This window comes from Aestuariivita boseongensis, assembly GCF_001262635.1.
GTDB lineage: Bacteria > Pseudomonadota > Alphaproteobacteria > Rhodobacterales > Rhodobacteraceae > Aestuariivita > Aestuariivita boseongensis.
Genome location: NZ_JXYH01000045.1, coordinates 22,942 through 34,121, shown reverse-complemented (window position 1 = coordinate 34,121; position 11,180 = coordinate 22,942). Strand labels below are relative to the sequence as shown.

At 64.0% G+C, this 11,180-nt stretch carries 12 protein-coding genes; 8 read left to right on the top strand and 4 right to left on the bottom strand.

Annotated features, from left to right (window positions below):
- The 5 genes from ppdK to glmM form a co-directional block, all read left to right on the top strand.
- On the top strand, positions 1-2,447 hold a 2,447-nt coding region (gene ppdK / locus TR61_RS15370; protein WP_050931411.1), incomplete at its 5' end, for a pyruvate, phosphate dikinase.
- 202 nt (positions 2,448-2,649) lie between these two features.
- Positions 2,650-3,255, top strand: a complete 606-nt coding sequence (locus TR61_RS15365; RefSeq protein ID WP_157440938.1) for a cell wall hydrolase — start codon at positions 2,650-2,652, stop codon at positions 3,253-3,255.
- Positions 3,256-3,391: 136 nt separating this feature from the next.
- Positions 3,392-4,312 (top strand): dihydroneopterin aldolase, encoded by a 921-nt coding sequence (locus TR61_RS15360; protein WP_050931405.1) that lies wholly within the window; start codon positions 3,392-3,394, stop codon positions 4,310-4,312.
- Positions 4,309-5,328, top strand: a complete 1,020-nt coding sequence (gene folP, locus TR61_RS15355) for a dihydropteroate synthase (RefSeq protein WP_050931404.1) — start codon at positions 4,309-4,311, stop codon at positions 5,326-5,328. The genes TR61_RS15360 and folP overlap by 4 nt, the downstream gene beginning before the upstream one ends.
- Positions 5,329-5,331: 3 nt before the next feature.
- Positions 5,332-6,678, top strand: a complete 1,347-nt coding sequence (glmM, locus tag TR61_RS15350) for a phosphoglucosamine mutase (protein WP_050931403.1) — start codon at positions 5,332-5,334, stop codon at positions 6,676-6,678.
- A gap of 26 nt (positions 6,679-6,704) precedes the next feature.
- Here glmM and TR61_RS15345 read toward each other — a convergent pair whose 3' ends face one another.
- From TR61_RS15345 to TR61_RS15335, 3 genes are read right to left on the bottom strand one after another with little or no spacing between them, the layout of a single operon-like run.
- Entirely contained in the window at positions 6,705-7,625 is a 921-nt protein-coding gene (locus tag TR61_RS15345) for a DMT family transporter (RefSeq protein WP_050931402.1), read from the bottom strand.
- A complete protein-coding gene (locus TR61_RS15340) occupies positions 7,618-7,962 on the bottom strand; it encodes an antibiotic biosynthesis monooxygenase family protein (RefSeq protein ID WP_050931401.1) in 345 nt (114 codons plus the stop codon). The genes TR61_RS15345 and TR61_RS15340 overlap by 8 nt, the downstream gene beginning before the upstream one ends.
- Positions 7,959-8,282, bottom strand: coding sequence for an NIPSNAP family protein (locus TR61_RS15335; protein WP_050931410.1), 324 nt, complete (start codon positions 8,280-8,282; stop codon positions 7,959-7,961). The genes TR61_RS15340 and TR61_RS15335 overlap by 4 nt, the downstream gene beginning before the upstream one ends.
- A gap of 75 nt (positions 8,283-8,357) precedes the next feature.
- Between TR61_RS15335 and TR61_RS15330 the strand changes: the two genes are divergently transcribed.
- Complete coding sequence (locus TR61_RS15330; protein WP_050931400.1) at positions 8,358-9,038, top strand: ArsR/SmtB family transcription factor; 681 nt, start codon at positions 8,358-8,360, stop codon at positions 9,036-9,038.
- 53 nt (positions 9,039-9,091) lie between these two features.
- Here TR61_RS15330 and ilvC read toward each other — a convergent pair whose 3' ends face one another.
- Positions 9,092-10,114, bottom strand: coding sequence for a ketol-acid reductoisomerase (ilvC, locus tag TR61_RS15325; RefSeq protein WP_050931399.1), 1,023 nt, complete (start codon positions 10,112-10,114; stop codon positions 9,092-9,094).
- Positions 10,115-10,249: 135 nt separating this feature from the next.
- Between ilvC and TR61_RS15320 the strand changes: the two genes are divergently transcribed.
- Both TR61_RS15320 and TR61_RS15315 read left to right on the top strand, forming a co-directional pair.
- The gene (locus tag TR61_RS15320; RefSeq protein WP_050931398.1) at positions 10,250-10,705 is read left to right on the top strand and encodes an Lrp/AsnC family transcriptional regulator; all 456 of its coding nucleotides are present in this window, start codon (positions 10,250-10,252) and stop codon (positions 10,703-10,705) included.
- A complete protein-coding gene (locus TR61_RS15315; protein ID WP_050931397.1) occupies positions 10,702-11,160 on the top strand; it encodes an Lrp/AsnC family transcriptional regulator in 459 nt (152 codons plus the stop codon). The genes TR61_RS15320 and TR61_RS15315 overlap by 4 nt, the downstream gene beginning before the upstream one ends.
- Positions 11,161-11,180: the final 20 nt, after the last annotated feature.

Below are 11,180 nucleotides of genomic sequence, written 5' to 3'. Positions count from 1 at the left end.
ACCTGCCGGTGCCGCCCACGGTGGCCTTGTCCTTTTCGGCGGTGCACAAGATCGCCGAGGGCGAACTGCCCGACATCCCCAGCATTCTGGAATGTTTCCGCGACAACGTGCTGCTTTGCGTGCGGCCTTCGTCGGAAGATCCGGATTGGGGTGGGCCCGGCGCGATCCTCAATGTGGGCATGAATGACGCCCGCTTCGCTGAGCTGAGCGAGACGTTGGGCGAAGCGCCCGCCGCTGCGCTGTACCTGCGGTTCTTGCAGGCTTATGCGCTGCACGTGGCGCGGCTGGACCCGGATCTGTTTGAAAAGATTGATGAAAACGATCCCGGTGCTCTGCGCAAAGCGCTGGAGCTTTACGAGGAAGAAGCCGAAGAACCCTTCCCGCAGGATCCCGCCGAACAGCTGGGCGGTGTGTTGCGGTCGATGGCGCGGGCCTGGGAAGGCACCACCGCGCGGCTGTTGCGCCAGGCCAAGGGCGCGCCGCCCGATGCGGGGCTGGGACTTGTGGTGCAGGAAATGGTGCCCGGGCGCGGCAAGGGTGAATGCGGATCGGGCGTGCTGCAGCTGGTGAACCCGACCACCGGCCTGCCGCAGATCACCGGGCGCTATCTGAGCCAAAGCCAGGGCCGCGATGCCTTGGGCGCGGGGGCCGAGGCGATCTACCTGGAAAAAGACGCGCGCGGCCCGTCGATGGAAGAACTGGCGCCGGATGCCTTTGCGCAGCTGAAAGAGCACGCCGCGCTCATGCGGACCCGCCTGCGCGAGGAAATGCAGGTGGAATTTGTCGTCCAGAACGGGGCTTTGCACATCCTGGACGGGGTGCGCGTGCCGCGTTCGGCCCGGGCCACGGTGCGGATTGCCGTCAGGCTGGCCGAAGATGGCATCATCACCCAGGAAGAGGCGGTGATGCGGGTCGAACCCAATATGCTGAACGAATTGTTGCACCGGCAGGTGGATCCGGCGGCCAGGCGCGATGTGCTGGGCACGGGGATCGCCGCAAGCCCCGGGGCTGCGACGGGGCGGATCGTCTTCACCTCGACCGAGGCGCAGGCCAGTGCCGCGCGCGGGGAGGCCTGTGTGCTGGTGCGGCGCGAAACCTCGCCCGAGGATATTCGCGGCATGCACGCCGCCGTGGCCGTTCTGACCGAACGGGGCGGCATGACAAGCCATGCGGCGGTGATCGGGCGCGGCCTGGGCCTGCCCTGTATCGTGGGCGCGTCCGGCATGCGGTTTCGTCTGCGCCGCCAGCAGATCATCGCCGAAGACGGGCGTATCCTGTCGGCGGGCGATCTGGTGACGGTGGATGGCACCTCGGGTCAGGTTCTGGCGGGGGAGCCTGCGATGCTGGAGGCGGCGCAGGATGATTCTTTCCAGACGCTGATGGCCTGGGCGGACGCGGCGCGCGACATTGGCATTCGCGCCAATGCCGACACGCCGGACGATGCGCAGACCGCGCGGAATTTCAACGCGCAGGGCATCGGGCTGTGCCGGACGGAACATATGTTCTTTGAACCCGGTCGCCTGACCGTCATGCGCGAGATGATCTTTGCCGAAACGCCGAAAGGCCGTGCGGCGGTGCTGGAGCGGCTTTTGCCCATGCAGCGCGAGGATTTCGTGCAGCTGTTCCGGATCATGGAAGGCCAGCCCGTTTGCATCCGCCTGTTTGACCCGCCCTTGCATGAATTCCTGCCCACCTCGCGCCAGGGCCAGCGCGAACTGGCCGAAGCGCTGAACATGCCGGTGTCGGATGTGACGCGCCGGGTGGAGGAGATGGCGGAATATAACCCCATGCTGGGCCTGCGCGGTGTCCGGCTGGGTGTGACGGTGCCTGAAATCTATGACATGCAGGCCCGCGCGATCTTCGAGGCCACGCTGGAGGCCAGCCGCGAAGGCGATCCGGTGGTGCCTGAGATCATGATCCCGCTGGTTTCGGCCAAACGGGAGGTGGAACTGGTCAAGGCGCGCATCGATGCGGTGGCCTCTGCGGTGCGCACCGAAAAGGGCCGGGGGTTCGATTACCGGTTGGGCGTGATGGTGGAGACGCCGCGCGCCGCCCTGCGCGCCGACGAGATCGCAAGCCAGGTCGCTTTCCTGAGTTTCGGGACAAACGACCTGACGCAAATGACCTATGGGCTGAGCCGCGATGACGCGGGGCGCTTCATGTCGGCCTATGTGCAAAAAGGCGTCTTCAAGGAAGATCCGTTCCACACCCTGGACATCGACGGGGTGGGTGAATTGCTGAAACTGGGGGTCGAGCGGGGACGCGCGGCCAAGCCCGATGTGATCCTGTCGATCTGCGGTGAACATGGGGGCAACCCTGATTCGATTGCCTTCTGTCGGGAGGCTGGATTCGACTATGTGTCCTGCTCTCCGTTCCGGGTTCCGGTTGCGCGACTGTCTGCCGCGCAACTGGCGATTGCCCACAAAATCGGCGCGGTGCGCGGCTGAGTTTCCGCGATATCTTGTAGTCTCATCAAGAGACTAACCACGAAGTTAGGCGAAAATCTGCGGCTAAGTGTCGGAAATATGGCGCTAAACTGGACGTTTGGGGCGTGTTGCGATACACGCACCCGGAATTTCCGGCTGGGGGAGGTCCGGCACGTATCGTCCGTGAGGTAACCTGATGTTAAGAATTCTATGCTGCCTGGTCATGGCCCTTTGGGTCATGCCGCAACCCGTGCATGCGTCCGAAGAGGCGCTGCGCGATGTGATCGAACGGGAACGCGCGTCGCTGTCGCTGATCCCGCGCGCCCGTCTGAAGGCGCTGATTTCCGAACCGGCAAGCCATGCGCCGTCCTTCTCGTATTCGCGGGCCTGGATTGATGCGCAGCCGCGCGCCAAAGGCGGCGACGAATGGCGCTGCCTGGCCGAAGCGCTGTATTTCGAGGCCCGGGGCGAAACCGTCAAAGGCCAGTTCGCCGTGGCCGAAGTGATCCTGAACCGGGTGCAAAGCGCGCGGTTCCCGTCGTCGATCTGCGGGGTGATCAATCAGGGCACGGGGCGCAAGTACCAGTGCCAGTTCACTTATACCTGCGACGGCTACAAGGACGTGATCAAAGAGCCGAGCGCGTTTGAACGCGTGGGCAAGGTGGCGCGGGCCATTCTGGACGGGGCCAATAACAACCTGACCAATGGGGCGACCCATTATCATACCACGGCTGTCTCGCCTGCCTGGTCGCGTACCTATACGCGCACGGCGAAGATCGGTGTGCACCTGTTTTACCGCCACAATTTCCGCACCGCGGCCAAGAACTGAGCCGGCCGTCACCGGCGGCCCGCTGTAATTCGGGCCCTGGTGACGCAAGAGGCGCCTGTCGTGGCGCATCGGGACCTGTTATTGCTGCCGCACGCGCCTAGGGTGCGTGCGAGACTTTGACTGACAGGTGCCTGATATGAGCTCTGAAATACGCCTTGCTTTTGCGCATCCTTCGGAACGGGCGGCGGCCACGGCCCCGCGCGGCCCGCTGGACCGGATTTCCCTGCGCGACCACATTGTCGAGGTCGAAATCGGTGCGTTTCAGGCCGAACGCGGCACCACGCAACGCATCTGTTTCAATGTGGTGGTCGAGGTGGAGCCCGTAGACGCCCCGATTGACGATGATGTGGATCGCATCCTGTCATACGACCGGGTGACCGAGGCGATTGCCCATGAGCTGTCGGAAGAGCGGCTGAACCTGCTGGAGACGCTGGCGCAGCGCATTGCCGAACGCATCCTGCTGGAACCGCAGGCGGTGCGCGCCTTCGTGCGGATCGAGAAACTGGATCGCGGCCCCGGTGCTTTGGGGGTCGAGATCGTGCGGAGCCGCGCGCAGATGCAGGCCGATCAGCTGATCGACGAGCGCCCGCATCCGCGGCTGGTTTACCTGTCGAATGACGCGATTGCCTCGCCCCATCTGTCGGGCTGGATCGACCAGCTGGAGGGGCGCGAGCGGCCTTTGATCCTGTGCGTTGGCGCGCCGGATCTGCCCGCGCCGCAGACCGGCCACAAGATGACCCAGCGCCGGATTGACCTGCTGGCGATTGAACAGAATGCCTGGATGCTGGCCGCACGCGACCCGCGCTGCGTGGTGGTGTCCACCCGGACGGAACTGGACTGGGCGATGAAGAACGGCCAGATCAGCGTCTGGGCGCCGTCGAAGATTGTGCTGGATGCTGTGGACGGGCCATCGGCGCATCCCAGCGATGCGGTGGCTTTGGCGGCATGGTTTGCAGCGACTTTTTCAGCCGGCGAGATGATGGTGATCGGAGCGGCGCTGCCCTCGGATGCGAAAGCGCCTTTGCGCGCGGTTGACGTGGATCAGGCGCAGCTGTGATTTTTCGCCCGCTTCTGCAATATGGCCCGGCGCGGCCGGTGCACAGCGTCGCCCTTGCGGGCGGGCCCTATTGGTTTACCCATGCCGAGCTTTTGCAGCGCGATGCACGGCCGCGCGTGGTGCCCGTGGGCGCGATCCCGGCACAGGCGCTGGTGCGGCTGGCCCATAACCGCGCGCCGATTGCGGGGCTTGAGTTTTCCACGCCTTGCGTGATGGGTATTCTCAACGTCACGCCGGACAGCTTTTCCGATGGCGGCCAGCATTTCGCGGCGGAAGACGCGCTGGCGGCGGCCCGGGCGATGGTGGCGGCAGGGGCGGATCTGCTGGATGTGGGTGGCGAAAGCACGCGGCCCGGTGCACAGGAGATTCCCGTTGACGAAGAGATCCGCCGCACCGCTCCCGTGATCGCAGCGACTTCGGCGGACCTGGGCGTGCCGATATCCGTCGATACGCGCAAAGCACCCGTGGCGGAAGCTGCATTGGACGCAGGCGCCGCCATCGTCAATGATGTGGCGGGCTTTACCTTCGATCCGGCGCTGGCCCCGCTATGTGCCGCGCGTGGCGCGCCTGTCTGCGTGATGCATGCGCAAGGCGATCCGCAGACCATGCAGGACAATCCGCACTATGACGATGTGGTGCTGGATGTGTATGAGTGGCTGGAGGCGCGTGTGGACGCGCTGGAGGCGCAGGGCATTGCCCGCGACCAGATCATCGTCGACCCCGGTATCGGCTTTGGCAAGACGCTGGAGCACAATCTGACATTGCTGCGCAATATCGCGGTGTTTCATGGGCTTGGCTGCCCTGTTTTGCTGGGCGTGTCGCGCAAACGTTTCATCGGCGTGATCGGTAATGCGCCGGATGCCGCCGATCGGGCACCCGGCTCCATCGCCGTGGGGCTTGCGGCCTTGGCCCAAGGCGTGCAAATCCTCAGGGTGCACGATGTGGCCGAGACCGTGCAGGCGATCCGCCTGTGGCAGGCTGCGCGTGGTGGCAACGGGTCAAACAGGCAGAGTTGAGCAATGCGTAAGCTTTTTGGAACCGATGGGGTACGCGGGGCCGCGAATGTCTATCCGATGACGGCGGATATGGCGCTGCGGATCGGCGCGGCCGTGGGCCGGTTCTTCCGGCGCGAGGCGGGCGGTGTGCACCGTGTGGTGATTGGCAAGGATACGCGGCTGTCGGGCTATATGTTCGAAAATGCGTTGACCGCCGGTCTGACCTCCACGGGGATGAATGTGCTGCTGCTGGGGCCGGTGCCCACGCCGGCGGTGGGTCTGATGACCCGGTCGATGCGGGCCGATCTGGGGGTGATGATCTCGGCCAGTCACAACCCTGCGGAAGACAATGGGATCAAGTTCTTCGGCCCCGACGGCTTCAAGCTGAGCGATGAGGCCGAGCTGGAGATCGAAGCGCTGATCGAGGCGGGGGTGGACCCGGCTCCGGCCCGCGAGATCGGGCGCGCCAAGCGGATTGATGACGCGCGCTTCCGCTATGGGGAGCGGTTGAAGGCCTCTCTGCCCAGGGGCATCCGGCTGGATGGGCTGAAAGTGGTGATCGACTGCGCCAATGGCGCGGCCTATCGCGCAGCGCCCGATATCCTGTGGGAGCTGGGGGCCGATGTTATCCCGGTGGGGGTGGCGCCGGATGGGTACAACATCAATCGCGGCTGCGGATCGACCCAGCCGCAGGTGGCGGCGGATGCGGTGGTTGCCCATGGCGCGGATGTGGGGATTTGCCTGGATGGCGATGCCGACCGTGTCGTCCTGATCGATCAGGAAGGCCGGGTGGCCGACGGCGATCAGATCATGGCGCTGATGGCCGCGCGCTGGGCGGAAGAGGACCGGCTTGCCGGCGGCGCGCTGGTGGCCACGGTGATGTCGAATCTGGGTCTTGAGCGCTTTTTGGAAGACAAGGGCCTGCGGCTGGAGCGCACCTCCGTGGGCGACCGGTATGTGGTCGAGCGGATGCGCGAGGGCGGCTTTAACCTGGGCGGGGAACAGTCGGGCCATATCGTGATGTCGGATTTCGCCACCACGGGCGACGGGCTGATGGCGGGGCTGCATTTCCTGTCGGAGATGGTCCGGTCAGGTGAACCCGCCAGCGCTTTGGCCCATCAGTTCACGCCGGTGCCGCAGCTTTTGAAGAATGTGCGCTATTCTGCCGGGCAGACGCCACTGGAGATGGCTTCGGTGAAAACCGCGATTTCCGAGGCAGAGGCGCAGCTGAACGGGCAGGGGCGGCTGTTGGTCCGCAAATCGGGGACCGAACCGCTGATCCGCGTGATGGCGGAATGCGAAGACCCTGTGGTGCTGGAAGCGGCCGTTGACAGTATCGTGGACGCCGTGAGCGAGGCGGTAAGTGCGTAGGGCGGGAACTTGTCCTGCCACCCCGTTTACGCCCGCGCAAACAGCCGTTTCAGCGCGCCCAGTTGGCTGATGGCCACGCCAGACAAGATCAGCACCATCGCCAGCAAAAGCGAGGACGGCAGCGGCTCGGCCAGGAAATAGGCGCCCAAGAGCACCGACCAGAGCGGCACCTGGTAGTTGGTCAGTGACATGAAAACCGGCCCCGCGCTGCGGATCACCATGACCCGCAACAGGTTTGCCGCAGCCGTGGGGATCAGGCCCAGGATCGCGATGATGATCCAGCCTTCGGGGCCGGGCAGGGCGGGGACGCCTTCGCGGATCATCGCAAGCGGCACCACGATGGCCGCCGCGATCACCAGAAGAACCGTCGACAGGCCCACCGGGTCCACCGCTGGCAGGCGGCGCATCAGCACCGACGAGATGCCATAACAGCAGGCCGCGCCCACGCAGGCCATGCGCCCGGCCCATTCCAGATCGGATCCGGTGGTGTCAAAGGCCTGCCCGCCGATCAGCACGCAGACCCCGACAAACCCGATGACAAAGCCCAGAACGCGGCGCAGCGTCATGCGTTCGCCGGGCACGAAGAAATGCGCGAGCGGCAGCACGATCAGCCCGACCGAGGCCATGGAGACCCCGGCAAAACCAGCGGTTACATGTTGCTGCCCCCAGGCCAGCAGCATGAAGGGGATCGCGGTTGAAAAGGCCCCGACGGCAAGCAGCGTCACGCGGGTGGTCATATCGGGGCGTTCGGCAAAAAGCCGCAGGCCCATGGCGCGCCAGATGATCAGCATGGTGAGCGCGCCGAAAAGCACACGGCCAGAGGCCAGCCAGAAGGGCGGCCAGTGGTTGAGCGCCAGTTCCGTGACCAGAAAGGTGCCGCCCCAGGTAAAGCCCAGGGTGGCGACCATCAGCCAGCTGCGCCAGGTGATCTGGGGCGCGTCAGTCATGCAAGGCGCGGCTGTCTGCCGGGGCCTGATCGCGTTCTGTCATGCCGTAGTCGCGGATCACACCCGCCACACGCAGGCGGTAATCGGCGAAATGGATGTCGCGGCCCGCGCTTTGCGCGTCGCGGTGTTCGGGCAGTTTGCGCCAGTGCTCCAGCGCCTCTTCGCTTTCCCAGAAGGACAGGGACAGAAGCTTGCCGGGTTCCATCAGGCTTTCGAACCGCTCGACCGAGATAAAGCCGGGGATATCGCTGAGGTGGTGTTTCAGCGATGCGGCGCGGCGCAGATAGGGTTCGCGGTGGCCGTCTTTGGGCCACACCTCGAAGATAACAGCGATCATGGGCGTTCCTTCAGGTTATGCGAGGCGCATGTCAGCCATGTGCGATCCTCGCGGTGGATGAATTTCTCGGACTGCGCGAAGGCGTAGTTTTCGCGCCCCAACGGGTCAGCCGCAAGCCGTGCGCGATAGGCTTCGTATGCGGCAAGGCTGTCAATGTGGTAGATGCCATAGGCAAGGGTGGAAGAGCCCTCATGCGGGGCGAAATATCCTACCAGATCCGCGCCGCAGCGCGGGATGGCTTCGCCCCAGTTGCGTGCATATTGCGCGAAGGTATCGCGTTTCGTCGGGTCGATGTGATAGCGGATGATGCAGGTCAGCATGGTCAGGTCCTTCTGTGATTGTGCTGACGGGGATAGCATCTTGTTTTGTGTGAATGCTTCGGTCAGGATCAAACTATGCGAGAAGGACCAGATATCGCGCGCCTTGCGGCGCTGATCGGCGATCCGGCGCGGGCGCAGATCCTGACTGCGCTGATGGATGGTCAGGCGCTGACGGCGAGTGAGTTGGCCGAGGTGGCGGGGATTACCCTGCCCACGGCAAGCGGACATCTGGCCAAGCTGACGGAGGCGGATCTGCTGCAGCGGCGCAAGCAGGGGCGGCATCGGTATTTCCAGCTGGCGGATGCGGATGTGGCGGCGGCACTTGAGGCGCTGATGGGGTTGGCGGCCGGGCGCGGGATCAAGCCGGTGCGTCCGGGACCCAAGGACGCCGCGATGCGCGAGGCGCGGGTCTGCTACAACCATCTGGCGGGTCGAATGGGCGTGCAGATGTTTCAAAGCCTGGTCCAACGCGATTACTTATTAGAGCGGGGGGAAGACCTGAAGCTTACCCCGCAAGGATCTGATTTCATGGCCGATATTGGCGTCGATCTTGCAGCGCTTGAAGCGGGCCGCGCGGTGCTGTGCCGGTCTTGCCTGGATTGGAGCGAGCGGCGCAGCCATCTGGCGGGATCGCTTGGCCGCGCCTTGCTGGCACGGTTCGAGACGCTGGGCTGGATGGCGCGGGATGAAGGCTCGCGCGCCATCCGGGTGTCGCAAAAGGGCCGGGTCGCCTTTGACGGCCATTTCCCTGTCTGAACGACCGGGTGTGACGAAGGGGCGAATTATGGAGAACCCGCCCCCGCCCGGGATCAGTTCTTGGCCTTGTCGACCATCTTGCCGGCGGAAATCCACGGCATCATGCCGCGCAGTTTCTCGCCCACTTCTTCGATCTGGTGTGCGTCGTTCATGCGGCGCGTGCCTTTGAAGAAGGGTTGGCCCACGGCGTTTTCCTGCATGAAATCCCGCACGAATTTGCCGGTCTGGATGTCGGTTAGGATCGCTTTCATGCGTGCCTTGGTCTCGTCATAAGGCAGCACGCGGGGGCCGGAGACATATTCGCCGTATTCCGCCGTGTTCGAGATCGAGTAGTTCATGTTGGCGATGCCGCCTTCATAGATCAGGTCGACGATCAGCTTCACTTCGTGCAGGCATTCGAAATAGGCCATCTCGGGCGCGTAGCCCGCTTCGACCAGGGTTTCAAAGCCCATGCGGATCAGCTCAACCAGACCGCCACACAGAACGGCCTGTTCGCCGAAGAGGTCGGTTTCGCATTCTTCCTTGAAGTTCGTCTCGATGATGCCCGAGCGGCCGCCACCGATGGCGGAGCAATAGCTCAGGCCCAGTTCCAGCGCCTTGCCGGAGGCATCCTGATGCACAGCCACCAGGCAGGGCACGCCGCCGCCTTTGGTGTATTCGCCGCGCACGGTGTGGCCGGGGCCTTTGGGGGCCATCATGATCACGTCAACGCCGGGCTTGGGCTCGATCAGGCCGAAATGCACGTTCAGGCCGTGGGCAAAGGCGATCGCCGCGCCTTCGCGCAGGTTGTCATGGACGTATTTCTTGTAGGTTTCGGCCTGCAGTTCATCGGGCATGGTGAACATGATCAGGTCGCACCAGGCAGCGGCTTCGGCGATGCCCATGACCTTCAGCCCTTCGCCTTCGGCTTTCTTGGCCGAGGCCGAGCCTTCGCGGAGTGCCACGACAAGGTTCTTTGCGCCGCTGTCGCGCAGGTTCAGTGCATGGGCGTGGCCTTGCGAGCCATAGCCCAGGATGGCCACTTTCTTGTCCTTGATCAGGTTGATGTCGCAATCGCGATCGTAATAGACGCGCATTTGTCCTCTCCTTCCGGGTTTTGGTCTGTGTCGGGTTTTAGGCGGATCCGGGTGGTGGGTATACATATTGCACCTATGAATTTGGCAGAAGTTCATAGTATATTATTCTCTGAATAATCATTTTATGGAAATTTCATGCTTAAAGACGAAGATCGGCGTATTCTGCGGTATCTCCAATCCGATCCGACGCTGAACCCGTCGGAGCTGGCAGACCGCTGCCGGATCAGCCCGCAAAGCGTCACGCGCCGCCTTGCGCGGCTGGAGGAGATGGGCATCCTGCAAGGGATCACGGCGCGCATCGACTGGCAAAAGCTGGGCTATGCGGTGGAGGTGTCGCTGCGCTTCACCCTCGACAAGACGCAGGCGCGGGCGTTTGACGAATTCCTTGAGGCCGCGCGGGCGGTGCCGGAAGTGTTGGAGATTCAGACCTTTCTGGGACGCGTGGATGTGCGCCTGTCGGTGATCGCCCGCGACATGGCGCATTACCAGCAGATCTATCGCGACAAGATCCTGACCCTACCGCATATCGCCGAGATCGAGGCGCTGATGCATGTGGCGCGGATCAAAAGCCAGGAGGCGTTGCCGATATGACCGATCTGGATGGTCTGGACCGCAATATCCTGGCCGAACTGGCGCGCGACGCGCGGCAAAGCACGCAAGCTCTGGCGCGTAAATTTGGCGTGTCGCAGCCGGTGGCCTGGCGGCGGGTGAAGCGGCTGCAGGAGGCGGGCGTGATTGCCGGACGGCGGCTTGCGCTGGATGCTGACAAGCTGGGTTATGGCGTCACCGTGTTTCTGGGGGTGAAACTGGCCACCAAGGGCCGGGTCAGCCTGCAGGATTTCGAAACCGCCGTATCGGCCATTCCCGAAGTGCAGACGGTAGAACATGTGCTGGGTCTTTACGATTACCGCCTGCGCGTCGTGGCGCGCGACATCCCGGATTTCGAACGCATCCTGCGCCGCCGCATCATGACCCTGCCCGGCGCAGGCGAGGTTGAGGCCAATGTGCTGCTGAGCGAAGAACGCAGGCCCGGACCTCTGGGCTGAGCCGGGAACCATCATGCGTC